We start from the raw sequence: 25927 nt of genomic DNA on the forward strand, positions 1-25927 counted from the left end.
GCGGCGCGCGCCGCCGGGGTCCTGGGGGCGGCGCAGGCATCGCCACGCCGCGGCACTCAGGCCAGGGTCGATACGGCCTGGGCCGCCGACGCGGGCAGGCCGCGCTCCTGCACCAGCCATTCGAGCACTGGCAGCGCGCCGGGCAGCACCGGCGCCACGTCCAGCGGCAGGTGCTGCCAGGCCATCTGCTGGCCTTCGCGCATCTCGAAGTCGCCGTGCCAGGCCGTGACCTTGCACCAGTGCAGGCGCACCAGCGCATGCGGGTAGTCGTGCTCGGTCACCTTCCAGACCGTGGCGCCGTCGATGGTGATGCCGAGCTCTTCCTGCAGCTCGCGACGCAGCGCCTGCTCGACCGTCTCGCCGGCCTCGATCTTGCCGCCCGGAAACTCCCAGTAGCCCGCATAGGGCTTGCCGGGCGGACGGGTCGACAGCAGCAGCGCATCGTCGGCCGTGCGGATCAGCACGCCGACCGCGACCTCGGTGTGCTTGCGCGGCTGACCCGGCTCCGTGCTCATGCGCCGGCCCGTCCCGCGTAATCGCGCGCGAACTGGTAGGCCACGCGACCACTGCGCGAACCGCGCTCGAGCGCCCAGACCAGCGCCTCGGGCCGCGCGGCCTCGATCGCGGCGGCATCGACACCGAACGAGGACAGCCACTGGGCCACGATGGTGAGGTACTCGTTCTGGCTGAACGGGTAGAAGCTGACCCAGAGGCCGAAGCGCTCCGACAGCGAGATCTTCTCCTCGATCACCTCGCCCGGATGGACCTCGCCATCTTCGGTGTGGGTGTAGCTGAGGTTGTCCTTCATGTACTCGGGCAGCAGATGGCGCCGGTTGCTGGTCGCGTAGATCAGCACATTGGGCGTGGCCGCGGCGACCGAGCCGTCGAGGATCGACTTGAGCGCCTTGTAGCCCGGCTCGCCCTCGTCGAAGCTCAGGTCGTCGCTGAAGACGATGAACTTCTCGGGCCGCTGCGACACCACCTCGACGATGTCGGGCAGGTCGGTGAGCTCGGCCTTGTCGACCTCGATCAGGCGCAGGCCCTGCGGCGCGTAGGCCTGCAGGCAGGCGCGGATCAGCGAGGACTTGCCGGTGCCGCGCGCGCCCGTCAGCAGCACGTTGTTGGCCGGCTTGCCCTCGACGAACTGGCGCGTGTTGCGCTCGATCTTGTCCTTCTGGACGTCGATTTCCTTGAGCGAATCGAGCGCCATCGCGGCCACGTGCCTGACCGGCTCGAGCACGCCGTGGCCCGAGCTGCGGCGGCGGTAGCGCCAGGCAATGGAAGCGTTCCAGTCGGCCGGCTCGGCCAGCGGCTGGGGCAGGATCGATTCGATGCGGTTGATGAGCTGCTCGGCGCGCTCGATCAGTCTCTGGAACTGCTCGTTCATCGAAAAATCAGGACCTGTAGTCGGCGTTGATCGACACGTAGTCGTGGCTGAAGTCGCAGGTCCAGACGGTTTCGCTGGCATTGCCGCGGCCGAGGTTCACGCGCACCGTGATCTCGCTTTGCTTCATCACGCGCTGGCCGTCCTCCTCGCGGTAGGCCGGGTTGCGGCCGCCCTTGACCGCCACGTGCACGTCGTCGAGGAACAGGTCGATGCCGGTCTGGTCGAGGTCGGCGATGCCCGCGTAGCCCACGGCCGCGAGGATGCGGCCGAGGTTCGGGTCGCTGGCATAGAAGGCGGTCTTGACCAGCGGCGAATGCGCGATCGCATAGGCCACCTGGCGGCATTCGGCGGCATCGCGCCCGCCGTCGATCTGCACCGCGATGAACTTGGTCGCGCCTTCGCCGTCGCGCACGATGGCCTGCGCGAGCAGGCGCGCCACGTCCTGCATCGCGGCCACGAGCGCCTGACCCTCGGCCGAATCGAGCGAGGTGATGGTCGCGTGCGCGGCCTTCTGCGTGGCGATGACCACGAAGGAATCGTTGGTCGAGGTGTCGCCGTCGATGGTCACGCGGTTGAACGAAGCGTCGGCCAGCTGCTTGGCCAGCGGCTGGATCAGCGCCGGGTCGATCTTCGCGTCGGTGGCCATGAAGCCCAGCATGGTCGCCATGTTCGGGCGGATCATGCCGGCGCCCTTGCTGATGCCGGTGACGCTGACCGTGGCGCCGCCGATCCGCACCTGGCGGCTGAAGGCCTTGGGCACGGTGTCGGTGGTCATGATGCCTTCGGCGGCACGGGCCCAGTGGTTATCGGCGGCATCGGCCAGCGCGGCGGGCAGGCCGGCCTCGATGCGGTCGATCGGCAGCGGCTCCATGATCACGCCGGTCGAGAACGGCAGGATCTGCTCGGGCGCCAGGTCGAGCTGGCGCGCCAGCGCGATGCAGGTGGCGCGGGTGCGCGCCAGGCCGTCCTCGCCGGTGCCGGCGTTGGCATTGCCGGTGTTGATCAGCATCGCGCGGATGCCGTGGCCGGCCGCGAGGTGGTCGCGGCAGACCTGCACCGGCGCGGCGCAGAAGCGGTTCTGCGTGAACACGCCGCCGACCGCGGCGCCTTCGTCGATCAGCACGACCGTCAGGTCCTTGCGGTTGGCCTTGCGCACGCCCGCTTCGGCCACGCCGATGCGGACGCCGGGGACCGCGAACAAGGCGGCGGGATCGGGAGCGGACAGGTTCACGGGCATGGCGGTATCTCTTCGGAGTTGCGGGTCAGCTGAGTTTGCCGTGGCAATGTTTATATTTCTTGCCACTGCCGCAGGGGCACGGGTCGTTGCGGCCGACGCGCGCGAAGGCGGCCGCCTCGGCGCTCAGCGTGCCCAGGCCCGCGGCCGCGATGCGGCGCTGGCTTTCCTCGTCGACGCGCACCTCGACCTCGCCGGTCTCGGTGGGCGCCGAATAGGTGATGTTCGAGACGTTCTCGCCGCGGTTCTCCATCGCCTCGGCCGCCTGGTCGAGCTGCTCGCTCGACTGCACGCGCACCGTCATGAGCTGGCGCGTGACCTCGTTCTTGACCGAGTCGAGCAACTGGCCGAACAGCTCGAAGGCCTCGCGCTTGTATTCCTGCTTGGGCTGCTTCTGCGCATAGCCGCGCAGGTGGATGCCCTGGCGCAGGTAGTCGAGCGAGGCCAGGTGCTCGCGCCAGTGGGTGTCGATGCTCTGCAGCAGCACCATGCGCTCGAACTGCGTGAAGTTCTCGGCGCCGATCAGCGCGACCTTGGCGTCGAAGGTCTCGTTGGCGGCCTGCACCACCTTCTCGACGATGTCCTCGTCGGAGATGGCCTCGGAGCCCTCGACGATCTTCGCGAGCGGCATGTCGATGCCCCACTCGTTGAACAGGGCCTGCTCGAGCGCCGGGATGTCCCACTGCTCTTCCACCGACTCGGCCGGCACGTACTGGCGCACCAGGTCGGTGAAGCAGCCTTCGCGCAGCGCCGCGATCTGGGCGCCGAGGTCGCCGGCGTCGAGGATGTCGTTGCGCTGCTGGTAGATCACCTTGCGCTGGTCGTTCGACACGTCGTCGTACTCGAGCAGCTGCTTGCGGATGTCGAAGTTGCGCGCCTCGACCTTGCGCTGCGCGCTCTCGATGCTGCGCGTGACGATGCCGGCCTCGATGGCTTCGCCGTCGGGCATCTTCAGGCGGTCCATGATCGCCTTCACGCGGTCGCCCGCGAAGATGCGCATCAGCGGATCGTCCAGGCTCAGGTAGAAGCGCGAGGAGCCCGGGTCGCCCTGGCGGCCCGAACGGCCGCGCAGTTGGTTGTCGATGCGGCGCGACTCGTGGCGCTCGGTGGCGATGATGCGCAGGCCGCCGAGCGACTTCACGAACTCGTGGTCGTTGTTCCACTCGGCGCGGATGTGCTCGATGTCGGCCTTCTTCGCGGCCTCGTCGCGGCCCTCGTCGGCCTCGACCGCCTCGATCATCTTCTCGATGTTGCCGCCCAGCACGATGTCGGTACCGCGGCCGGCCATGTTGGTCGCGATCGTGATCATCTTGGTGCGGCCGGCCTGCGCCACGATGTCGGCCTCGCGCGCATGCTGCTTGGCGTTGAGCACCTGGTGCGGCAGGCCCGCCTGCGTGAGCAGGCCGTCGATGATCTCGGAGTTCTCGATCGAGGAGGTGCCCACCAGCACCGGCTGGCCGCGCTCGTAGCACTCGCGGATGTCCTGGATCGCCGCCTCGTACTTCTCGCGCGTGGTCTTGTAGACGCGGTCGAGCTGGTCGTCGCGCTTGCTCACGCGGTTCGGCGGGATGATCATGGTTTCCAGGCCGTAGATCTCCTGGAATTCGTAGGCCTCGGTGTCGGCCGTGCCGGTCATGCCGGCGAGCTTGCCGTACAGGCGGAAGTAGTTCTGGAAGGTGATCGAGGCCAGGGTCTGGTTCTCGGCCTGGATCTCCACGCCTTCCTTGGCTTCCACGGCCTGGTGCAGGCCGTCGCTCCAGCGGCGCCCGGTCATCAGGCGGCCGGTGAACTCGTCGACGATCACCACCTCGCCCTGCTGCACCACGTAGTGCTGGTCGCGGTGGTAGAGGTGACGGGCGCGCAGCGCCGCGTTCAGGTGGTGCATCAGCGTGATGTTGGCCGGGTCGTAGAGCGAGGCGCCCTCGGGCAGCAGCTTGAATTCGCCGAGGATGCGCTCGGCGTTCTCGTGGCCGTCCTCGGTCAGGAACACCTGGTGCGTCTTCTCGTCGACCGTGAAGTCGCCGGGCACCGTGACGCCCTCGCCGGTGCGCGGGTCGGCTTCGCCTTCCTGCTTCTTGAGCAGCGGCACCACCTTGTTGATCGCGAGGTACAGGTCGGTGTGGTCCTCGGCCTGGCCGCTGATGATCAGCGGCGTGCGGGCCTCGTCGATCAGGATCGAGTCCACCTCGTCGACGATCGCGTAGTTCAGCTTGCGCTGAACCCGGTCGCCGGGCTCGTAGACCATGTTGTCGCGCAGGTAGTCGAAGCCGTACTCGTTGTTGGTGCCGTAGGTGATGTCGCTGCCGTAGGCGGCCTGCTTCTCCTCGCGCGGCATCTGCGGCAGGTTGATGCCGACCGTGAGGCCGAGGAAGTTGTAGAGGCGGCCCATCCAGGTCGCGTCGCGGTTGGCCAGGTAGTCGTTGACCGTCACCACGTGCACGCCCTGGCCCGACAGCGCGTTCAGGTACACCGGCAGCGTGGCGGTCAGCGTCTTGCCTTCGCCGGTGCGCATTTCGGAGATCTTGCCGTTGTGCAGCGCCATGCCGCCGAGCAGCTGGACGTCGAAGTGGCGCATCTTCATCACGCGCTTGGAGCCCTCGCGCACGGTGGCGAAGGCTTCGGGCAGCAGGTCGTCGAGGCTCTCGCCCTTGGCGATGCGGTCCTTGAATTCCTGGGTCTTGGCGCGCAGCGCGTCGTCGCTCAGTTTTTCGAATTCGGGTTCGAGCGCGTTGATGCGCGCCACCGTCTTGCGGTACTGCTTGAGCAGCCGATCGTTGCGACTGCCGAAGATCTGGGTCAGGAAGTTGGTGGCCATGGGTGGAGGTGGGCGGGCACCTGACACGACAGGCACTGCGACCGGATTCCCTAAGATATGGTGAGAGCAGTTGGGCGCACCGCCTTCAAAAGCAAGCCTTCGAAGCCGGAAGCCCGTGCCGGTTATCGGGTAGTCGGGTTATCGGGTTTGAACGATTTTCCCGGCGGGACCGCCGGCAAACCAGGCATTTTAGCTGTCTTGTTTCACCCACAGAATTACGAATGAATCGCCGTTCCACGCCCCCGTTCACGCTGCAGCAGGCGGCCGAGGATTCGCCCACGCTGGCGAGCCTGATCGCCCGTGCGCGCGACGCCGGCGACCGGCTGCGCGCGGTCGAGGAATTGATCCCGCCGCTGATGCGCCCCGCCATCCAGGCCGGTCCGGCCGAGGGCGACGAATGGTGCCTGCTGGTCAAGGGCAGCGCCGCGGCCGCCAAGCTGCGCCAGCTGGCACCGATGCTCGTGACCCGGCTGCGCAACCGCGGCTGGGAGATCCGCAGCATCCGCATCAAGGTACAGACCGGACGCTGAAGCCCGCGGCGGCCGGCCGCCTTCCTTGCATTTTACTTTTCGTCTGGAATTGGATAATATTTCCAGATGAATGAAACTCCATCGTCGCCCGCCGACGCCTCGCTGCTGCTGCTCGACCGGCACCAGGTCGACGCCCTGCTCGCTCCCGAGGACGTGCTCGAGGCCGTGCGCGAGGCCTTCGTGCTGCACAGCGCGCGCGAGGGCCGGGTGTTTCCGGTGGTGCGCGAGCCGCTGGCCAGCGGCGGCGTGTTCGGCATCAAGTCGGGCGACGTGCCCGCGCAGGGGCTGCTGGGCTTCAAGGCCGCGGGCTTCTGGCCGGCCAACCGCGCGCGCGGCGGCGAGCCCCACCAGGCCACGATCCTGCTGATCGACCCGCTGACCGGCCGGCCGCAGTGCCTGATCGACGGCAACGCGGTCACCACGCTGCGCACCGGCGCGGCCGGCGCGCTGGGCCTGCGCACGCTCGCGCGGCCCAACAGCACGCGCGCCTGCGTCTTCGGCACCGGCGTGCAGGCGCGGGTACAGCTCGATTTCGCGCTGCGCACCCTGCCCGCGCTGGCCGAGGTGCGCTATGTGAGCGCCCGCGGCGGGCGCGACGCCAACTTCGAGGCCGCCTTCGCCGCGCGCTGCGCGATAGCGCCGGCAGCCGACCGCCACGAGGCCGTGGCCCACAGCGACCTCGTGATCACCGCCACGCCCGGCGCCGGCGCGCTGTTCGACCTGGAGGCCGTGCAACCCGGCACCCATCTGAACTGCGTGGGCGCCGACACGCGCGGCAAGCGCGAGCTGCCCGACGGCCTGCTGCCGCGCGTGCGCCTCGTCGTCGACGACCGCGTGCAGGCACGGCAGATCGGCGAGACCCAGTGGGCACCCGACACCGCCAGCATCGAGCTCGGCGACCTGCTCTCGGGCCGCGCGGCCTTCGAACGCGCCGCCGACGACATCACCGTGTTCGACATGACCGGCCTCGCGCTGCAGGACCTGACCGTGGCGCGCATGCTGCAGCGGCGCGCGGCCGCGACCGGCACCGGCACGCGCATCGCCTGGCCCTGGTAATTCCCTCCTCGTCCCTCCCCGCCATGACCACCACCCCCTCCCTCGCCGAGCTCGACACCCCCGCCGCCCTGATCGACCTGCCGCGCATGCAGCGCAACATCGCGCGCATGCAAGAGCGCATGGACGCGCTGGGCGTGCGCTTCCGTCCGCACGTGAAGACCAGCAAGTGCACGCCGGTCGCGCAGGCGCAGCTCGCGGCGGGCGCGCAGGGCATCACCGTCTCCACGCTCAAGGAGGCGGCGCAGTTCCATGCCGACGGCATCGACGACATCCTCTACGCGGTGGGCATGGCCGCGGCCAAGCTGCCGCAGGCGCTCGCGCTGCGGCGCGCGGGCTGCCGGCTGAAGATCATCACGGACAGCCTGGCCTCGGCCCGCGCCATCGCCGATTTCGGCCGCGCGCAGGGCGAGGCCTTCGAGGTGCTGATCGAGATCGACACCGACGGCCACCGCTCGGGCATCAAGCCCGGCGAGGCCGCGCTGCTCGAGGTCGGGCGCGTGCTGCACGACGGCGGCATGCGGCTCGCGGGCGTGCTCACGCATGCGGGCTCGAGCTACGAGCTCGACACGCCCGAGGCACTCGCGGCCATGGCCGAGCAGGAACGCGCGGGCTGCGTGCAGGCCGCCGAGCGGCTGCGCGCGGCCGGCCTGCCCTGCGCGGTGGTCAGCGTGGGCTCCACGCCCACCGCGCTGTCGGCCGCGCGGCTCGACGGCGTGACCGAGGTGCGCGCCGGCGTCTACGTGTTCTTCGACCTCGTGATGCACAACATCGGCGTCTGCGCGCCCGAGGACATCGCGCTGAGCGTGCTGGCCACCGTCATCGGCCACCAGGCCGAGAAGGGCTGGGCCATCCTCGACGCGGGCTGGATGGCGATGAGCCGCGACCGCGGCACCGCGAAGCAGAAGCACGACTTCGGCTACGGCCAGGCCTGCGACCTCGAGGGCCGCGTGATCGAAGGCTATGTGCTGAGCGGCGCGAACCAGGAGCACGGCATCCTGTCGCTGGCGGACGGCACGGCCGCGGACATCGTCGAACGCTTCCCGATCGGCACGCGGCTGCGCATCCTGCCCAACCATGCCTGCGCGACCGGTGCCCAGTTCCCCGAATACCAGGCACTCGCGCAGGACGGCAGCCTGCGGGCCTGGCCGCGGCTGCACGGCTGGTAAAACGGTCGAGCGGCAGAGCGCCCCGCTGCGCGCGGGGCACCCGATCGATCAGCCGGCCGCGCCGCCGAACAGCTCGGTCATGAACTGCGTCGACTTCAGCCCCGTGCCCGTCAGCAGCACCACCGTCTTCTCGCCCGCGCGGATCTCGCCGCGCTGTTCCAGCACCTCGATGGCGGCAGCGGCCGACGAGGAGGTCGGCTCGGCATAGAGCCCCGTCGCCGCCAGCCGCCGCACGGCCGCCGCGATCTGTTCCTCGGTCAGCGCCACCGTGCCGCCGCGCGTCTCGCGCAACGCCTGCAGGATCTCGCGCAGCCGCACCGGCCGCTTGATCGCCGTGCCCTCGGCGATGGTCGGCGCCACCGCGCGCTCGACCAGCGTGTCTACGCCGACCGTGAAGCTCGCATCGATCGGCGAGCAGTTCAGCGGCTGCGCGACGAAGATGCGCGGCAGCCGACGGATCTGCCCGGCCGCGAGCAATTCATTGAATCCGATGTGGCAGCCCAGCACGTTGCTGCCCGCGCCGGCCGGGATGATCACGTTGTCGGGCGCCTCGAAGCCCAGGTCCTCCCAGAGCTCGTAGGCCAGCGTCTTCGTGCCCTGCAGGAAGAAGGGGTGCCAGTTGTGGCTGGCGTAGAAGATCTCGCCGGACTGGCGCACCGCCTCCTCCTCCGAGGCCTCGCGCGGGCCGGGCACGAGCTGCACCTCGGCGCCGAAGGCACGAATCTGCGCCACCTTGGGCGCGGGCGTGTAGGCGGGCGCGAGCACTTTCACGCGCAGGCCCGCCGCGGCACCGGAGGCGGCGATCGCGGCGCCGCCGTTGCCCGAGCTGTCCTCGAGCACCGCGTCCACGCCGATCTGGCGCAGGAAGGACATCATCACGGCCGCGCCGCGGTCCTTGAAGCTGCAGGTCGGGTTGAACCACTCGAGCTTGAAGAAGGGCTCGAGCCCGCCCCAGCGCTTCTGCACCAGCGGCGTGCAGCCCTCGCCCAGGCTCGCGGGCCGCTCGATCGCCACCGGCAGCGCCGCGCGGTAGCGCCACAGCGAGCGCACGCGCGTGTCGATGTCGTCGCGCGAGATGCCGGGCAGCGGCGTGATCATCATCGGATGGCCGTCGTCGGAGCGCCAGCGGCGCTCGAGCAGGCCATGGGTGCGGCCGGTGCGGGGGTCGACGTAGTGCGGGGTGTTCGGCATGGATCTGGTCCTTCGTTGCTTGATGAATCGAATCGAATGGGTTCAGCGGGCCTGGTAGGCCTCGGAGGGGTTGTCGTTCGGCGCCGCGATCGCCTGGCGCAGCGCGGCGCTCATCGGCAGGTTCAGCGCCGCGTTGCGCGGCGGGATCGGCTGCACGAACCACTTGTCGTAGAGCTTCGCGAGCTCGCCGTCGGCCATCAGCCGGCGCAGCTGGGCATCGACCGCGGCCTTGAAGGCCGGGTCGTCGCGCCGCAGCATGATCGCGATCGGCTCCACCGCGAAGGTCTCGCCCGCGACGCGGAAGTCGCCCGGCGTGCGCGCGCTCGCGATGTTGCCGGCGAGGATGTTGTCGTCGTCGATCCAGGCGTCGGCGCGGCCGGTCTGCAGCATGAGGAAGCTGTCGCCCGTGTCCTTGCCGTAGACCTCCTGGAACTCGACGCCGGCCGCCTTCCTGTGCAGCCGCGCGGTCTTCACCGCGCTCGAGCCCGAGGTCACGACCACCGTCCTGCCCTGCAGTTGCGCGATCGAGGCGATGCCCGACTTCGCGGCCACCGCGAGCCGCACCTCGGTGACATAGGTGGTGAGCGCGAACGCCACCTCCTTCTGGCGCGCCGCGTTGTTGGTGGTGGTGCCGCACTCGAGGTCGACCGTGCCGTTGCGCACCAGCGGAATGCGGTTCGACGAGGTCACGGGCTGATAGTCGATGGCCAGCGCGGGCAGCCGCTGCGCCTCGCGCAGGCCGGCGATCACGCGCTCGCAGAGCTCGACGTGGTAGCCGGTGTAGCGGCCCGCGCCCAGCGCATAGGACAGCGGCGCGCCCGAGTCGCGCACGCCCATCGCGATGCGGCCGCTGTCGGCGAGCTTGCGCAGGGTGTCGGCCGAGGCCGGGCCGGCACCGGCGGCCAGCAGCGAGAGGACGAGGACAGGGAACGCCAGACGGATCTTCTTCATGGGTTTCTCCGAGCAGAGAAAGAAAGAGGGAAGTCGGCGCGCCGCCCGCGAAGGCGGCCGCCGGAGGGCACCGCGGTTCCAGACAATATATCCATTAATGTACTTTTTGTACAGTTTTAGCGCGCGGTTTGGATGCTTCGTCCAGACCTGGATACATTCACCCGCATGAAGAAGAAGTCCGACAAGCACCTGCTCGAGATGCTCGACCACATCGCCGAGGGCCTGGGCCAGACCTTCGCGCCCTTCTGCGAGGTGGTGGTGCACGACCTGCGCAATCCCGAGAACGCGATCCATGCGATCGAGAACGGCCTGAGCGGCCGGCAGGTCGGCCAGTCGGTCACCGAGCTCGGGCTCGCGCGCATCCGCGATCCCGAATTCCCGGCCGTGATCGCGAACTACGCCAATGCCTTTCCCGACGGCCGCAAGGTCAAGAGCACCTCGATCGGCATCAAGGACGAGCACGGCGAGTACGTGGCCGCGCTGTGCCTGAACGTGGACCTGACCCTGTTCCAGAGCTTCCAGAGCGCGATGTCGCAGTTCACGCGCATCGACGACAGCGAGGTGCGCGAGCACCTCGAGCCAGGCAGCGGTCAGTCGGAACGCATCCATGCGCGCATCGACGCCTTCGCGGCCGCGCGCGCGACCACGCCGCGCTCGCTCAAGCCGGCCGACCGCAAGCAGCTGGTGCAGGAACTGAAGAAGGAAGGCTTTCTCGAGATCCGCCGCGGCGCCGAGATCGCGGCCGCGCACATGGGCGTGTCGCGCGCCACCGTCTACAGCGACGCCCGCTAGGAGTTCGCGCGGCTTACTGCGGCTGCAGCCCGATCTCGCGCGCCACGCGCTGCCAGCGCTCGGCCTCGGCGCGCATGAAGGCACGCAGCTCGCCGGTGGTCGAGCCGCGCAGCTGCACGCCGAGCGCCGACATGCGCTCCTTCACCGAGGCATGGGCCAGCGCCGCGACGGCCTCGGCGCGCAGCTTCTCGACCACCTCGAGCGGCGTGGTGGCGGGCGCGACCAGCGCCCACCACTGGTCGATCTCCATGCCCGCGAGGCCGCTCTCGGCGAGCGCGGGCACGCCCTGCAGGCCCGGGATGTCCACGCGCTTCGTGCTCGCCACCAGCAGCGGCCGGATGCGGCGCGCGCCCACCAGGCTCGAGCCGCTGGCCAGGGTCGCGAAATGGCCGGCCACCGTGCCCGCGGCCACATCGGTGAGCGCGGGCGCCGAGCCGCGGTACGGGACCATGTTGAAACGGATCCTCGAGCGCTGCGCCAGCAGCTCGCCCGCGAGATGGCTCACGGTGCCCGCGCCGCTGTGCGCGATCGCGGGCGGCGCGGCGCTCGCGGCGGCCGTCTTCATGAAGCCGCGGAAGTCCTTGCTGCCCTCGTCCATGCCCGCGAACAGCACCAGCGGCGAGGTGCCGATCATGGTCACCGGCGTGAAGTCGCGCAGCAGGTCGTAGGGCAGCTTCGCGGTCACGGCCGGCGCGATGGCATGCGGCAGCTCGACGATGACCAGCGTGTAGCCGTCGGGCGGCGCCTTGGCAGCGGCGTCGGTACCGATCTGGCCGGCCGCGCCCGGCCGGTTGTCGACGATCACCGACTGGCCCAGCGTCTGGCTCATGCGCTGCGCCATGGCGCGTGCGATGGCATCGGTGCTGCCGCCCGCGGCCCAGGGCACGACCAGCTTCACGGGCCGGTCGGGAAAGGCGCCCGCCCGGGCGTTGCCGGTGGCGCCCAGCAGGGCGCCTGCCGATGAAACGGCAAGGAAGGTACGTCGGCGCATCGCGTGCTCCGTGAACGAGGGACGAAGGAAGGAAGAAAGAACCGGTCTCAGACCGACGGATCGGGCCAGCTCGGATCGCAGGCGGCGCTCGCGGTCAGCATCAGCACCACGTGCGCATCGGCCGCCACCAGGCCGTTGTCGCGCAACTGCCGCAGCGCGCCCAGGCCCGCGGCCGCGCAGAGTTCGGCGCTCACGCCGGCGGCCGTCAGCAGCCGGCGCGCGGCGCGCGCCTCGTCGTCGCTGACCACCACCGCGCCGCCCGCGGTGGCGGTGGCGGCCTGCCATTGCAGGTAGGTGACGGTGGCGCCCGCGGTCGAGAACTGCGCCGTGTGGCCCGGGTAGCTGCCGTTGACGGCGCCGCCCGCGAGCACGCGCGACAGCCGCGGGAACGGCTCCACCAGCCACAGCCGCGGCAGCCGCGCGATGCGCCCGGCCGCCAGCAGGTCGCGAAAGCCCGCGTAGATGCCCCAGGCCAGGTCGCCGCGCGCGGTCGGCACCACGATGTGGTCGGGCAGGCCGCCCTCGGCCAGGCATTCGGCCGCGATCGGCTTGTAGCCCTCGATCGCGAGCGGCGCGCTGCCCAGCGCGGGCAGCCGGTAGTTGGTGAGCGCGAAGTAGCCCGGGTGCTGCGCGCGCTCGCGCACGAAGGCCCAGCGGCCCGCGTTGTCGGAGAAGGCATAGCGCCGCGCGCCGAGCGCGTCGAGCTGGCGCGCGTAGGCCGCCGGCAGGCCCTCGTAGCCCGCGACCTCGCAGGACAGGCCCGCGGCCCAGGCATAGTGGGCCGCCGAGACCGCGGCATTGCCCGAGGAGGCCAGCACCAGCGTGTGGGCGCCGGCTTCCAGCGCCTGCGCCACGCCGACGGCGGTCATGCGGTCCTTGTGCGAGCCGGTCGGGTTGACCGATTCGTCCTTGAGCGCCAGCCGCGCCACGCCGAGGCGCTGCGCCAGTTCGGGCAGTTCGCGCAGCGGCGTGCTGCCTTCGCCGAGCGTGAAGCCCGGCAGGTAGGGCATCGGGAGTCCGGCGTCGGTGCCCGGCAGATAGCTGGCCCGCAGGCCGATGTGCACGCCCATGCTGCGGCAGGCCGGGCAGCCTTCGTTGAGCGAGGTCACCGGATAGAGCGTCTCGCAGCGCAGGCACTGGAGGCCGCGCAGTTGCGGGTTGCGCAACGGCCGCGCGGCATCGGCCGCGAGGGCCTCGTCCGCGGCGTCGGAGGAAAGGTCGGCGGGCAAGGTGTCGAGCGCGTGGAGTGTCATGGCGGGCCGAATCTTATGCGTTCGGAAATAAAATCAGAATGCCCAAAATACTCAACCGATAACGGAACTTATCGATGCGATTTGCGGAGATCGAGACTTTCCGGGCGCTGATGCGCAGCAGTTCCACGCGCAAGGCCGCGGCGCTGCTGCATGTGACGCAACCGGCGATCAGCCAGTCGCTCAAGCGGCTCGAGACGCAGGCGGGCATGCAGCTGTTCCAGCGCACCGGCGGGCGGCTGGTGCCCACGCCCGAGGCGCGCGCGCTGTGGGTGGAGGTGGAGCGCGTGTTCATCGGCATGGACGCGATCGAGCACCGGGTGCGCAGCCTGCGCGACTTCGGCACCAACCAGCTCGAGCTCAGCTGCTACCCGGCCTTCGGGCTGGGCTTCATGCCGCGCGCGCTCGAGCGCTTCAAGGCACACCGCGGCGCGAGCGCCTGGCCGCAGGTGTCGCTGCAGGTGCTGAGTTCCAAGGACGTGCGCGACCGGGTCTCGATGGGCATCTCCGACTTCGGCCTGATGGCCGACGAGCTCTCGCTCGAGGGCCTCGAGCATTCGACCTTCGCGCATTTCCCGGGCGTGGTCGTGATGCCGCAGGGCCATGCGCTCGCGCGCTTCAGGAGCATCGAGCCCGAGCAGCTGGTGGAGGCGCCCTTCCTCGCGCTCAACCCCGAGGACCCCTCGCACCGCCGGCTCGAGGCCGCGCTGGCGCAGAAGAGCCTGGCGCTGCGCATGGTGGTGCAGACGCCCTACGCCGCCAGCGTCTGCGAGATGGCGCTGCGCGGGCTCGGCGTGGGCCTGGTCAATCCGATCACCGCGCTCGACTACGCCGAGCGCGGCCTGGTCGCGCGCAAGCTGTCGGTCGACATCTTCTTCGCCTGCATCCTCGCGCTGCCGGCCGGCAAGGTGCTGTCGTCGACCGCGCGCGACTTCCTCTCGGTGATGCGCCAGCAACTGGCCGACGACGAGAAGCGGATGCAACGCTACCTGCGCTGAGCCTTCAGCCCTCGGCCGGCAACCGGCCCAGCAGTTCGCCGATCGCCGCGCCGATCTCCGCCGCATGCGTCTCGAGCGCGAAGTGGCCGGTGTCGAGGAAGCGCACCTGCGCGTTCGGGTTGTCGGTCTTGAAGGCCTCGGCGCCCGGCGGCAGGAAGAAGGGATCGTTGCGGCCCCAGATCGCGAGGAAGGGCGGGCGGTGGCTGCGGAAGTAGTCGTGGAACTTCGGATACAGCGCCAGGTTGCTCGCGTAGTCGAGGAACAGGTCGAGCTGGATCTCGATGTTGTCGGGCCGCTGCATCAGCGCCCAGTCGAGTTCCCAGGCCTCGGGCGCCACCTGCAGCGGATCGGGCGTGCCGTGCACGTACTGCCAGCGCGTGGCCTCGTGCGTCAGTTGGGCCGCGCGCACGGCCTCGCGGTTGGCGGCATTCGGCTCGCGCCAATAGGTGCGCAGCACGCTCCAGCCCTCGCTCAGGCCCTGTTCGTAGGCATTGCCGTTCTGCGACACGATCGCGCTCACCCGCTCGGGCCGCGACAGCGCGAGCCGGAAGCCCACGGGCGCGCCGTAGTCGAACACGTAGAGCGCGTAGCGACGCAGCCCGAGCGCGTCGGTGAAGCCTTCGATCACCTTGGCGAGGTTGTCGAAGCTGTACGCGAAGGCCGGCCGCGCGGGCGACTCGGTGAAGCCGAAGCCCGGCAGGTCGGGCGCGACGATGTGGAAGCGGTCCGCCAGCAGCGGGATCAGGTTGCGGAACATGTGCGACGAGCTCGGGAAGCCGTGCAGCAGCAGCAAGGTGGGTCGCGAGCGATCGCCGGCCTCGCGATAGAAGACCTTGTGCGCGCCGACGGCGACGGTGTGGAAACGAACCATGGGAAGACTCCTGCAAGCCGATGGCGGCGCCCGGGGACTCCCGGGCTTGAATAACCTGCTAACGACGTTTTTAAAGGTTATTCACGGTCGAGTAACCTGTCAATCTATTTTTTGACGGTTATCATCGCGCCAGGAGTTTCGCCATGACCACCACCGCCGCCCCCATGCCCGCGCCCTTCGTCGGCGACCATCTCGCGCTCGATTTCGTCAACAGCACCGCCACGCCCGACGGCGTGCGCGTCGAATGGCTGGCCGACGGCGCGGCGCTGCTGCAATGGCTGCTGGCGGCGAAGCTGATCGCGCCGGCCGATGCCGAGCGGCTGCGGGCCGCCAAGGGCGGCGCGGCCGCGCTCGATGCGGTGGCGCAACGCGCGCGCGAACTGCGCGACGGCTTCCGGCACTTCGCCGAACGCCACGCGGGCCGGCCGCTCGACACGGAGGCGGCGGCCGAGCTCGGGGCCCTGAACCGCCTGCTCGCGCAGGACAGCAGCCATGTGGAGGTCGCGGCCAACCCCGAGGGCGGCGGCCTGCGGCTGCGCCGCGTCGAGCCCTTCTCGGCGCCCGATCAGCTGCTGCAGCCGATCGCGCGCGCCATGGCCGCGCTGCTGTGCGACGAGCGTTTCGAATGGGTGCGCGCCTGCGAAGGCCACGCCTGCACGCTGATGTTCCTGGACCGCACCAAGACCCACTCGCGCCGCTGGTGCAGCATGGCCTCGTGCGGCAACCGCGCGAAGGCGGCCGCGCACAGGGCGCGGCGCAACCTCACTTCCAGCTGAACTCGTGGTTCAGGCCGATCACGACCCCGCGCACGCCCTGCGGCCCGGTCCGTGAGGCGCTGAGGTCGAGGCTGATCAGCGGCGTGAGGTTGACCCGTGCCCCCACGCGCGAGGTCCACAGCCGCGAGACCCGGCTGCGCTCGGCGAGCAGCGACAGCGTGTCGTTGAGCGCCCACTCGCAGGCGAGGCCACCGCGCGCCGTGCGCTGGCCGGTGCCGGGCGCCCAGTCGGCGCCGAGGTTGGCGTGGATCTGCAGCTCCGGCGTAGGGCGCCAGCTGACCGGCACCACGAGCTGCCCGCCCGTGCGGCCGCCGGTGCGGAAATCCGACACCGTGCCGGCCGAGATCGCGGCGCTCCAGGTGGCATCGGGCGCCGGGCCGAAGAAATTCCACTTGATCTGCGGCCCGCCGGTGACCGTGCGAACGCCCAGCGTCGACAGCCGGTCGAGGTTGAAGCCCAGCTCCACGGGACCGATGCGGCAGGCCGGGCCCAGGTGGAAGCCGATGACCGGCTCTGGGCCGGTGCGGCCCCACCAGGTCTCGTACTGGCACTGGCCCGGATCGAGGGTGGCGGCATCGTCGATGTCGAAATGGCCGGCCGCGTGCGCGCCCGCGCCGGCCCACAGGCCGCAGGCGGCCAGCAGCCATCCGATGCGCATCCCTTTGGTGGCGTGTTCCTTGTTCTTCATCGCGGGCGTTCCGGTGAACCGGCGCGCGATTCTAGGCAGGCGGAAAGTCGGCGGCGTGACGCCGCCGCCCGAACGCTGGAACGCTAGATCTCGAACTGCGGCTGCAGCTCGCGGATGCGCTTGATCGCCACGCCGGCCGCGGCCGTGCGCGTCTCCACGCCGAGCTTCACGTAGACGCGCTCGAGGTGCTTCTTGGCCGTGGCCGGGCTGCTGCCGAGGATCTCGCCGATGTCCTTGTTGGTCTTGCCCTTGACCACCCAGTAGAGCACCTCGGCCTCGCGCGCCGTGAGCTTGAGGCTCAGGCTCATGGCCTCGATCACGGCGGTGTCGGACACCTCGCGCATGATGATCATCCACTCGTCGCCGTCGTCGTCGTGCCCGGTCTGCTGGTGCAGCCGCAGCGTGAGGCTGCTGGCGCCCTGCGCGATCGACAGCGCCGGCGGCTCCACGCCGCGCTGGCGCGCCGCCGGCGCATGGCTGCGCAGCCAGTCGAGCACGGCGGCCGGGGTCTCGGGCGCGCGCGTCTCGCAGTAGCGCTGCAGCAGGTCGCGCGCCAGCGCCGTCTGCCAGATCAGCCGGCCCTCGGGCAGCCGCACCGTGATGCTGGCGTAGCCGAAGGCGTCGAGCGCGTTGCGCGCCTGGCCGGCCTGGCGCGCCACCTGGCGCGCGCGCCGGGCGCCCTGCAGGTGCACGTTCATGCGCGCCAGCACCTCCTTGGGCTTGATCGGCTTGGTCACGTAGTCCACGCCGCCGGCCTCGAGCGCGGCCACCAGGTGCTCGGTCTCGGTCAGGCCGGTCATGAAGACGATCGGGATGTGCGACGTCATCCCGTCGGCCTTGAGCCGACGCGCGACCTCGAAGCCGTCGATGCCCGGCATCATCGCGTCGAGCAGCACGATGTCGGGCCGCGCCTGCGCGGCGCGCTGCAAGGCCTGCTCGCCGTTGGTGGCAATCAGCACCGTGTAGCCCGATTCGTCGAGCGCGTCGTGCAGCACCGCGAGGTTGTCGGGCACGTCGTCCACGATCAGCACCAGGTCGCTGTTGGCGCTCTTGTCGCGCAGCGACTGCGCGAGCGGCACGGGTTCGACAGAGGGGACCGGTGTATTCATCTGTTTGTCATCCCGCATGGGCCGCCTCGGCCAGCGCGCGGCCCATGGCCTCGAACTGGAACTGCCGCGCCAGCACGCGCTGCGCCTCGGTCCAGGCGGCGCACTCGGGCTGCTCGCGGTCGATGGCGTCGAGCTGGTTCATGATGCCGCGGAAGTAGCCGAGGCTCACGGCCTCGTCGAGCGCGCGCAGCCGCTCGCGCGAGGGCGGGCGCAGCACCGGCTGCACCGGCGCCGGCGCGCTCGCCGCGGCCGCTTCGGTCCAGCGCAGGCCGAGCCGGCGCTCGAGCCAGTCGAGCAGCTCGGTGTGGCGCACCGGCTTCACGAAGAAGTCCTCGGGCGCGATCTCCACGTCGTTGTCGAGCCCCTTGTCGAAGGCGTTGGCCGAGACGATCGCCACCGCCGCGTCGGCCAGCCCGAGCCGGCGCGCGCGGCGGATGGTCTCCCAGCCGTCGATGCCGGGCATCGCGAGGTCGACGAACATGGCGTCGGGCCGGTAACCGGCGGCGATCAGGTCGAGCGCGTCGTGGCCGCTGGCCGCGCTGCGCAGCTCGAAGCCCAGCGGCGCCAGCACATGGCCCAGCAGCTCGCGATCGGCCTCCTCGTTGTCGACCACCAGCAGCCGGCGGCGCGCGCCCTCGTAGCCGCGCCGCGCGCGCTGCACCGGCTGCGGCCGGCCGGCACCGGCCACCGCCTCGTGCACGCGCGGCAGGAACAGCCGCACGCAGAACAGCGAGCCCACGCCCGGCGTGCTGCTGACCTTCATCTCGCCGCCCATCAGGTCGGTCAGCATCTTGGCGATGGTGAGGCCCAGCCCCGCGCCCGGCGCGGCCGCGGCGCCGGCCGAATCGCCGCGCGCGAAGGGCTCGAAGATGCGCTCGATCTCGGCCGCCGTCATGCCCGGGCCGGTGTCCTCGATCTCCACCGCGGCGAACTCACGTGCGTAGGCCAGCCGCAGCGTGACCTGGCCCGCGGCCGTGAACTTGATCGCGTTGCCCAGCAGGTTGATGAGGATCTGGCAGACCCGCTTCTCGTCAGCGCGTACCACCTCGGGCAGCGTGCCCGCGGCCTCGAAGCGGAAGGCCAGGCCCTTCTCGGCCGCCTGCAGCTCGAACATGTCGGCCAGCTCGCGCAGGGTGTCGGCGAAGCGCATCGGCCGCGCATGCAGCGTGAGCTTGCCGGCCTCGATGTGGGCGATCGCCAGGGTGCCCTCGATCAGCGACAGCAGGTGCTCGCCGCCGCGCTTGATGACCGCCACCGCCTGCTGGCGGTGCGGCGGCACGGAGTGGTCTTCGCCCATCAGCTGCGCATAGCCGAGGATGCTGTTGAGCGGCGTGCGCAGTTCGTGGCTGATGGCGCTGATGTAGCGGCTCTTGGCCTGGTTGGCCTGGTCGGCGGCGCGCCGGGCCTGCTCGGCCGCGAGCTTGGCCTGCTCGGCCACCTCGCGCGCCTCCTCGGCGGTGCGCGTGGCCGACTGCAGCGCACGGTCGGTCTCGCGGTGCAGCTCGATCTCGCGCACCAGCAGGTGGGTCTGGCGGTTCGATTCCTCCTGCGCCACCTTGCGGCTCTGGTGCGCCAGCACCAGCCACCAGGCCACGATGCCCGCGATCACCAGCAGCGCCATGTAGGCCTTGAGGAAACCCGAGCGCAGCGAGGCCTGCTGCGCGGCCGCGAGCGCCTGCGCCACCTCGCTCTGCGCGGCCAGTTCGAGCGCGCGCTCGCCGAGCGCGCGCAGCTCCTGCTGGTAGAGCACGCCGAACACCACCGCCAGCAGCGGCACGATGATCAGCATCAGCAGCAGGAAGTGGCCCAGGCCGGTGTCGAGGTAGCGCCAGCTGCGCCGCGGCAGCAGCCAGCGCAGCACCGCCGACCACTGCGCCGACAGGCTCGCATGCGGCTTGCAGAGGTCGCCGCAGCGCGCGTCGAGCGTGCAGCACAGCGAGCAGATCGCGCCCTGGTAGGCCGGGCAGTGGGCCATGTCGGGGCCTTCGTACTCGCGCTCGCAGATCACGCAGCGCTGCACCGCGAGGCGGCGGTAGGCGCCTTCGGATTCCACCCGCGCCCACTGCACCGGCCGGCCGGCCGCCACCGCGGCGCCCTCGACCGAGCCGCGCGCCAGGTAGTAGCGCCCGCCCGTGGCCCAGGCCAGGAGCGGCGAGGCGACGAGCGCCGTGCCGAGCGCGATCAGCGCCGAGAAGGCCTGCGCCAGCGGCCCGAACACACCCAGGTGCGCGGTGATGGACAGCAGCGAGGCCAGCGCCATCGCGCCCACGCCCACCGGGTTGATGTCCCACAGGTGGGCGCGCTTGAACTCGATGCCCGGCGGCGAGAGGCCCAGCGGCTTGTTGATGACCAGGTCGGCCACCACGGCCATCATCCAGGCGATGGCGATGTTGGCGAACAGCCCGAGCACGTCGCCCAGCGCCTCGAACACGTTCATCTCCATCAGCATGAAGGCGATCAGCGCGTTGAACACCACCCACACCACGCGCCCCGGATGGCTGTGGGCCACGCGCGAGAAGAAGTTGCTCCAGGCCAGCGAGCCCGCGTAGGCGTTGGTGACGTTGATCTTGAGCTGCGAGATCACCACGAACAGCGCGGTGGCCGCCACCGCCCAGCCGTAGTTGGGGAACACGTACTCGTAGGCCGCGAGGTACATCTGGTTCGGGTCGACCGCGCGCTCCACCGGCACCATGTGCGTGATCGCGAGGTAGGCCAGCGCGGCGCCGCCCAGCATCTTGACCACGCCCAGCACCACCCAGCCCGGCCCGCCGGCCAGCACGCCGGCCCACCAGCGGCCACGGCTGGCCGCGGTGCGCGCGGGCATGAAGCGCAGGTAGTCGGCCTGCTCGCCCATCTGCGTGATGAGCGCGATGCCCACCGTGAGGGCGGCACCGAACAGGTGCAAGTTGAATCCTTGCGCACCACCCTTGGCGCCGTTGCAGTGCGTGATGCCCGCGAACGCACCAGGATCGCGCACCAGCACATAGGCGAAGGGCACGACCAGCATCAGCAGCCACAGCGGCTGCGTCCACAGCTGCAGCCGGCTGATCGCCGACACCCCGTGCGTGACCAGCGGGATCACCACCAGCGCACAGACCAGGTAGCCCCAGACCGGCGGGATGCCCAGCGCCAGCTCGAGCGCGTAGGCCATCACGGCCGCCTCGAGCGCGAAGAAGATGAAGGTGAAGCTCGCGTAGATCAGCGAGGTCAGCGTGGAGCCGATGTAGCCGAAGCCGGCGCCGCGCGTGAGCAGGTCCATGTCGACGCCGTAGCGCGCCGCGTACACGCTGATCGGCAGGCCCGCGAGGAAGATGATCAGCCCCGTGGCCAGGATGGCCCAGAAGGCGTTGGCGAAGCCGTACTGCACCAGCAGCGTGGCGCCCACCGCCTCCAGGATCAGGAACGAGGCCGCGCCGAAGGCCGTGTTGGCGACCCGCCACTCGGACCATTTGCGAAAGCGCTGCGGCGTGTAGCGCAGCGCGTAGTCCTCGAGGGTTTCGCTCGCGACCCAGCTGTTGTAGTCGCGCCGCACCTTGACGATGCGCTGCGGCGCGTCGTCGGACTCGGTGGGGGGGACGGCGGAGGGCGGGCCAGGGTTCACACCGTTTCGGTGCATCTTTCGTGCCACCCGGCGCCCCGCGGGCCCGGCGCCATACGGCATTCGGCGAACAGGGCACGACTGTTGCAACAGCCCTGCTCTGCCCATAATGGCCGCCTCCTCCCGCCACCCGATGCCGTCTCCATGGAACTGACTCCGCGCGAAAAAGACAAGCTGCTGATCTTCACCGCGGCACTGCTCGCCGAACGCCGCAAGGCCCGCGGTCTCAAGCTCAACTACCCCGAAGCCATCGCCCTGATCTCGGCCGCCGTCATGGAAGGCGCGCGCGACGGCAAGAGCGTGGCCGAGCTCATGAGCGAGGGCCGCAGCGTGCTGACCCGCGCCGACGTGATGGACGGCATCGCCGAGATGATTCCCGACATCCAGGTCGAGGCCACCTTCCCCGACGGCACCAAGCTCGTGACGGTGCACCAGCCCATCGTCTGAACGACCGCACACCCAGAACAACCAAGGACAAGCCCTCATGCGCCCATCGATCTCCTCCAGGACCCTCGCCCTGCTCGCCGCCGCCCTGCTGCCCCTGGCGGCCAGCGCCCACACCGGCGTCGACGGCGGCCTGCACCACGGCCTCGTGGCCGGCTTCATGCATCCGCTGACCGGCGCCGACCACCTCGCGGCGATGGTCGCGGTGGGCGTCTGGAGCGCGCTGTCGGCGCGCCGCGCCTGGCCCGACCTGCTGTGGGCACCGCTGGCCTTCGCCGGCATGCTGCTGGCGGGCGCGCTGGTCGGCCTGGCCGGCCTGCAGCTGCCGGCCGTCGAACCGATGATCGCGGCCTCGCTGCTGGTGCTGGGCCTGCTCGTGGCCGCGCGCGTGCACCTGCCGGCCGGCGTGGCGATGGCGGTGGTCGGCCTGTTCGCCGTCTTCCACGGCGTGGCGCACGGCCACGAGCTCGCGGGCGAGCACGACGCCGCCCTCACGCTCGCCGGCATGGTCGGCGCGACCGTGCTGCTGCATGCCGCCGGCATCGCGCTGGGCTGGGCGCTGCGCCATGCCAACGCCTGGCTGCCGCGCATCGCGGGCGCCGCGGTGGTCGGCCTGGGCGCCACGCTGCTGGCGCAGGCGATCTGAGGCGAGGCCCCGGTCCATGATCCCCGGCGAAATCCTCACCGACGACGGCGACCACCCGCTCAACCCGGGCCGCCGCACCCTCACGCTGGTGGTGCAGAACACGGCCGACCGGCCGATACAGGTCGGCTCCCACTACCACTTCGCCGAAACCAACGGCGCCCTCGGCTTCGACCGCGAGGCCGCGCGCGGCATGCGCCTGAACATCGCCTCGGGCGCCGCGGTGCGCTTCGAGCCGGGACAGCAGCGCACGGTCGAGCTGGTCGATTTCTCGGGCGACCGCATCGTCTACGGGTTTCGCGGACTGGTTCAGGGCAAGCTCTGAGCGGGCGCCGGCATGCTGTCACTCGCGCTCTCCGCCTTTCTGCTGGGCCTGGTGTTCAACGCCGCGCCGGGGGCCGTGTTCGCGGAAACCGTGCGCCAGGGACTGCAGGGCGGTTTCCGTCCGGCCTTCGCCGTCCAGGTGGGCTCGCTGGTCGGCGACGCGCTGTGGGCCGTGCTGGGCCTGGCCGGCGCGGGCGCGCTGATGCAGATCGATGCCCTGCGCTGGCCGCTGGGCATCGCCGGCGTGCTCTATCTCGCCTGGCTCGCGGCCGACAGCTGGCGCGCCGCGAAGCGCGATGCCGGCATCGAGCGCGCGCTGGCCATGCCCGCGAGGCGGGCGCTGCGCTCGGGCGTGATCCTCTCCGCCACCAATCCCCAGAACCTGGCCTACTGGGCCGCGCTCGGCAGCGCCATGGCCGGCCTCGGCATGGACCGACCGACCACCGCCCACTACGCCGTCTTCTTCACCGGCTTCATGGCGGCCTCCGTGCTCTGGTGCTTCGTCTGCGCGGGCCTCGTCGCCAGGCTCTTCGGCCGCTCGGCATCGCGCTGGGCCGGCGTGACGCACCGCCTGTGCGCCCTCGCGTTCATGGCGCTGGCGGTCGCCTCGATGCGCGACCTGCTGAATTTCACCGGCCCCGCCGAGAACCGGCCCGCGGCCTCCCCCGCAAGACAAGGAACGACATGGCAACCATAGGCAGGCGCGCCTACGCAGAAATCTTCGGCCCCACGGTGGGCGACCGCGTGCGGCTGGCCGACACCGAGCTGCTGATCGAGGTCGAGGCCGACTACACGCTGCGCGCCGGCGGCTACGGCGAGGAGGTCAAGTTCGGCGGCGGCAAGACGATCCGCGACGGCATGGCGCAGTCGCAACGCACGCGCGCGCAGGGCGCCGTCGACACGGTGCTCACCAACGCGCTGATCCTCGACCACTGGGGCATCGTCAAGGCCGACATCGGCCTGAAGGACGGCCGCATCGCCGCCATCGGCAAGGCCGGCAATCCCGACGTGCAACCGGGTGTCGATATCGTGATCGGCCCGGGCACCGAGATCATCAGCTGCGAGGGCAACATCGTCACCGCCGGCGGCATCGACAGCCACATCCACTTCATCTGCCCGCAGCAGATCGAGGAGGCGCTGGCCTCGGGCGTGACCACCATGCTGGGCGGCGGCACCGGTCCCGCCACCGGCACCTTCGCGACCACCTCCACGCCCGGGCCCTGGCACATCGAGCGCATGCTGCAGGCGGCCGACGCGTTCCCGATGAACCTCGGTTTCCTGGGCAAGGGCAACGCCAGCCTGCCCGGCGCGCTGCACGAGCAGATCGAGGCCGGCGTGATCGGCCTCAAGCTGCACGAGGACTGGGGCACCACGCCCTCGGCGATCAGCAACTGCCTCGACGTGGCCGATGCCACCGACACGCAGGTGGCGATCCACAGCGACACGCTCAACGAATCGGGCTTCGTCGAGAACACGATCGCGGCCGTGGGCGGCCGCGCGATCTGCGCCTTCCACACCGAGGGCGCGGGCGGCGGCCATGCACCCGACATCCTGCGCGTGGTGGGCGAGGCGAACTTCCTGCCCTCGTCGACCAATCCCACCATGCCCTACACCGTGAACACGCTCGACGAACACGTCGACATGCTCATGGTGTGCCACCACCTCGATGCCGGCATCGCCGAGGACCTGGCCTTCGCCGAGTCGCGCATCCGCAAGGAAACCATCGCCGCCGAGGACGTGCTGCACGACCTCGGCGCGATCAGCATGTTCAGCTCCGACAGCCAGGCGATGGGCCGCGTGGGCGAGGTGGTGCTGCGCTGCTGGCAGACCGCGCACAAGATGAAGCTGCAGCGCGGCACTCTGCCCGAGGACAGCGCGCGCAACGACAACTTCCGCGCCAAGCGCTACGTGGCCAAGTACACGATCAATCCCGCGATCGCGCACGGCATCGCACACGAGGTGGGTTCGATCGAGGTCGGCAAGTGGGCCGACATCGTGGTGTGGAAGCCGGCCTTCTTCGGCGTGAAGCCCTTCACCATCATCAAGGGCGGCAGCATCGCGATGGCCGCGATGGGCGACCCCAACGCCTCGATCCCGACGCCGCAGCCGGTGCACTACCGCCCGATGTTCGGCGCCTATGGCGGCTCGCTCGCGAAGGGCTCGCTGACCTTCGTCTCGCAGGCCGGCCTGGCCGCGGGCATCAAGGAGCGCTACGGGCTGGCGAAGAACCTGGCGGCGGTGAAGAACATCCGCGACGTACGCAAGAAGGACCTGATCCACAACGGCTACGCGCCGAAGATGGAGATCGATGCGCAAACCTACGCGGTGCGCGCGGACGGGCAGTTGCTGACCTGCGAACCGGCGAAGCTGCTGCCGATGGCGCAGCGCTACTTCCTGTTCTGAGACGGAGCCAGAAAGTCCGGCGCGGCACGCCGGCTTGACAGGCTGCGTATCCTTGAAAGCATCGTTCCTGTCTTCAGACGCGCCATGCGTCCCACCGCACCATGCTCACCGCCAACAAACTCATGCCCCAGGGCCGCGGCCTCGCGCCCGTGCTGCTCAAGCGCGCCGCCACCATCGAACTCGACTGGGACGTGCGCCAGAAAAGCCGTTTCGACGCCACCGATTCGCAAGGCCGGCAGATCGGCGTGTTCCTGCCGCGCGGCACGGCCGTGCGCGGCGGCGACGTGCTGGTGGCGGAAGACGGTTCGCTGGTGCGCGTGATCGCGGCGCCACAGCCGGTGCTGCGCATCACGCACTGCACGGCCCACGGCACGCCCTTCGACCTGACGCGCGCGGCCTACCACCTGGGCAACCGTCATGTGCCGATCGAGCTCAAGCCCGATCACCTGAAGATCGAACCCGACCATGTGCTGGCCGACATGCTGCGGTCGATGCACCTGATCGTGGTGGCGGTCGAGGAGGCCTTCGAACCCGAGGGCGGGGCCTATGGGTCGCATGAGCATTCGCATGGGGGTGGTCATAGCCATGACCATGGCCATGATCACTCGCATGGTCATGCGCACTCCTCGGGGCCGAAGCCGCTGGTGTTGGCGCCGGAGTTGCTCGATGCGCATGATCATGGTCATCATGGGCACTCTCACTGAGATGGG

Annotated in this window: 24 protein-coding genes; 12 read left to right on the forward strand and 12 right to left on the reverse strand. The window is 70.3% G+C overall.

Annotated elements, in window-relative coordinates; translation table 11 throughout:
* Positions 1–56: 56 nt before the first annotated feature.
* Genes AC1HIL_RS30430 through secA form a run of 4 tightly spaced genes read right to left on the reverse strand, consistent with a single transcriptional unit; the run spans position 57 to position 5436 of the window.
* Complete coding sequence (locus AC1HIL_RS30430) at positions 57–515, reverse strand: NUDIX domain-containing protein (protein ID WP_057592108.1); 459 nt, start codon at positions 513–515, stop codon at positions 57–59.
* A complete protein-coding gene (locus AC1HIL_RS30435) occupies positions 512–1387 on the reverse strand; it encodes an ATP-binding protein (RefSeq protein ID WP_057592109.1) in 876 nt (291 codons plus the stop codon). Before AC1HIL_RS30435 ends, AC1HIL_RS30430 begins: the two co-directional genes overlap by 4 nt.
* A gap of 7 nt (positions 1388–1394) precedes the next feature.
* A complete protein-coding gene (gene argJ, locus AC1HIL_RS30440; RefSeq protein WP_413762464.1) occupies positions 1395–2624 on the reverse strand; it encodes a bifunctional glutamate N-acetyltransferase/amino-acid acetyltransferase ArgJ in 1230 nt (409 codons plus the stop codon).
* A 25-nt stretch (positions 2625–2649) separates the two neighbouring features.
* The gene (gene secA, locus AC1HIL_RS30445; RefSeq protein ID WP_261214034.1) at positions 2650–5436 is read right to left on the reverse strand and encodes a preprotein translocase subunit SecA; all 2787 of its coding nucleotides are present in this window, start codon (positions 5434–5436) and stop codon (positions 2650–2652) included.
* Positions 5437–5657: 221 nt separating this feature from the next.
* On the opposite strand from secA, the gene AC1HIL_RS30450 reads away from it, so the two are divergent.
* From AC1HIL_RS30450 to AC1HIL_RS30460, 3 genes are all read left to right on the forward strand, one after another.
* A complete protein-coding gene (locus AC1HIL_RS30450; RefSeq protein ID WP_057592112.1) occupies positions 5658–5966 on the forward strand; it encodes a hypothetical protein in 309 nt (102 codons plus the stop codon).
* Positions 5967–6032: 66 nt separating this feature from the next.
* Positions 6033–7022, forward strand: coding sequence for an ornithine cyclodeaminase family protein (locus AC1HIL_RS30455; protein WP_479670727.1), 990 nt, complete (start codon positions 6033–6035; stop codon positions 7020–7022).
* Between the two features lie 23 nt (positions 7023–7045).
* Positions 7046–8188 (forward strand): DSD1 family PLP-dependent enzyme, encoded by a 1143-nt coding sequence (locus AC1HIL_RS30460; RefSeq protein WP_422096020.1) that lies wholly within the window; start codon positions 7046–7048, stop codon positions 8186–8188.
* 48 nt (positions 8189–8236) lie between these two features.
* Here AC1HIL_RS30460 and AC1HIL_RS30465 read toward each other — a convergent pair whose 3' ends face one another.
* Positions 8237–9379 (reverse strand): threonine synthase, encoded by a 1143-nt coding sequence (locus tag AC1HIL_RS30465; RefSeq protein WP_479670728.1) that lies wholly within the window; start codon positions 9377–9379, stop codon positions 8237–8239.
* A gap of 42 nt (positions 9380–9421) precedes the next feature.
* Positions 9422–10330 carry an amino acid ABC transporter substrate-binding protein gene (locus AC1HIL_RS30470; protein WP_479670729.1) on the reverse strand — a complete coding sequence of 303 codons (909 nt, stop codon included), beginning with the start codon at positions 10328–10330 and terminating at the stop codon, positions 9422–9424.
* Between the two features lie 165 nt (positions 10331–10495).
* Between AC1HIL_RS30470 and AC1HIL_RS30475 the strand changes: the two genes are divergently transcribed.
* Positions 10496–11122, forward strand: a complete 627-nt coding sequence (locus AC1HIL_RS30475; RefSeq protein ID WP_093341052.1) for a helix-turn-helix transcriptional regulator — start codon at positions 10496–10498, stop codon at positions 11120–11122.
* A 13-nt stretch (positions 11123–11135) separates the two neighbouring features.
* On the opposite strand, the gene AC1HIL_RS30480 is transcribed toward AC1HIL_RS30475, so the two are convergent.
* Together AC1HIL_RS30480 and AC1HIL_RS30485 are read right to left on the reverse strand one after the other, a co-directional pair.
* Positions 11136–12113 (reverse strand): Bug family tripartite tricarboxylate transporter substrate binding protein, encoded by a 978-nt coding sequence (locus AC1HIL_RS30480; protein WP_479670730.1) that lies wholly within the window; start codon positions 12111–12113, stop codon positions 11136–11138.
* A gap of 47 nt (positions 12114–12160) precedes the next feature.
* Entirely contained in the window at positions 12161–13366 is a 1206-nt protein-coding gene (locus AC1HIL_RS30485; protein ID WP_479670731.1) for a pyridoxal-phosphate dependent enzyme, read from the reverse strand.
* A 74-nt stretch (positions 13367–13440) separates the two neighbouring features.
* Here AC1HIL_RS30485 and AC1HIL_RS30490 point away from each other — a divergent pair, with 74 nt between their 5' ends.
* Positions 13441–14361, forward strand: coding sequence for a LysR substrate-binding domain-containing protein (locus AC1HIL_RS30490; RefSeq protein WP_057591406.1), 921 nt, complete (start codon positions 13441–13443; stop codon positions 14359–14361).
* A 4-nt stretch (positions 14362–14365) separates the two neighbouring features.
* Here AC1HIL_RS30490 and AC1HIL_RS30495 read toward each other — a convergent pair whose 3' ends face one another.
* On the reverse strand, positions 14366–15232 hold the full coding sequence (locus AC1HIL_RS30495) for an alpha/beta fold hydrolase (RefSeq protein ID WP_479670732.1): 867 nt from the start codon (positions 15230–15232) through the stop codon (positions 14366–14368).
* Positions 15233–15375: 143 nt separating this feature from the next.
* On the opposite strand from AC1HIL_RS30495, the gene AC1HIL_RS30500 reads away from it, so the two are divergent.
* Positions 15376–16008, forward strand: coding sequence for a CGNR zinc finger domain-containing protein (locus tag AC1HIL_RS30500; protein ID WP_479670733.1), 633 nt, complete (start codon positions 15376–15378; stop codon positions 16006–16008).
* Here the strand turns inward: AC1HIL_RS30500 and AC1HIL_RS30505 are convergent.
* The 3 genes from AC1HIL_RS30505 to AC1HIL_RS30515 form a co-directional block, all read right to left on the reverse strand.
* Positions 15995–16696: a hypothetical protein gene (locus tag AC1HIL_RS30505; protein ID WP_479670734.1), complete on the reverse strand. Its 702-nt coding sequence runs from the start codon at positions 16694–16696 to the stop codon at positions 15995–15997. The genes AC1HIL_RS30500 and AC1HIL_RS30505 overlap by 14 nt on opposite strands.
* 83 nt (positions 16697–16779) lie before the next feature.
* On the reverse strand, positions 16780–17805 hold the full coding sequence (locus AC1HIL_RS30510; RefSeq protein ID WP_413762457.1) for a response regulator: 1026 nt from the start codon (positions 17803–17805) through the stop codon (positions 16780–16782).
* A gap of 7 nt (positions 17806–17812) precedes the next feature.
* Positions 17813–21421: an ATP-binding protein gene (locus tag AC1HIL_RS30515; protein ID WP_479670735.1), complete on the reverse strand. Its 3609-nt coding sequence runs from the start codon at positions 21419–21421 to the stop codon at positions 17813–17815.
* Positions 21422–21547: 126 nt separating this feature from the next.
* Here AC1HIL_RS30515 and AC1HIL_RS30520 point away from each other — a divergent pair, with 126 nt between their 5' ends.
* The 6 genes from AC1HIL_RS30520 (at position 21548) to ureE (ending at position 25921) form a co-directional block, all read left to right on the forward strand.
* Positions 21548–21850: an urease subunit gamma gene (locus AC1HIL_RS30520; protein ID WP_057591402.1), complete on the forward strand. Its 303-nt coding sequence runs from the start codon at positions 21548–21550 to the stop codon at positions 21848–21850.
* A gap of 37 nt (positions 21851–21887) precedes the next feature.
* Complete coding sequence (locus AC1HIL_RS30525) at positions 21888–22493, forward strand: HupE/UreJ family protein (RefSeq protein WP_479670736.1); 606 nt, start codon at positions 21888–21890, stop codon at positions 22491–22493.
* Between the two features lie 16 nt (positions 22494–22509).
* A complete protein-coding gene (locus tag AC1HIL_RS30530; protein ID WP_057591400.1) occupies positions 22510–22815 on the forward strand; it encodes an urease subunit beta in 306 nt (101 codons plus the stop codon).
* Between the two features lie 12 nt (positions 22816–22827).
* Positions 22828–23511: a LysE family transporter gene (locus AC1HIL_RS30535; RefSeq protein WP_479670737.1), complete on the forward strand. Its 684-nt coding sequence runs from the start codon at positions 22828–22830 to the stop codon at positions 23509–23511.
* A complete protein-coding gene (ureC, locus tag AC1HIL_RS30540) occupies positions 23499–25217 on the forward strand; it encodes an urease subunit alpha (RefSeq protein ID WP_479670738.1) in 1719 nt (572 codons plus the stop codon). The genes AC1HIL_RS30535 and ureC overlap by 13 nt, the downstream gene beginning before the upstream one ends.
* Before the next feature lie 101 nt (positions 25218–25318).
* Positions 25319–25921: an urease accessory protein UreE gene (ureE, locus tag AC1HIL_RS30545; protein WP_057591397.1), complete on the forward strand. Its 603-nt coding sequence runs from the start codon at positions 25319–25321 to the stop codon at positions 25919–25921.
* The last annotated feature ends 6 nt before the right edge of the window (positions 25922–25927 follow it).

This window comes from Variovorax sp. ISS6 (assembly GCF_056523145.1).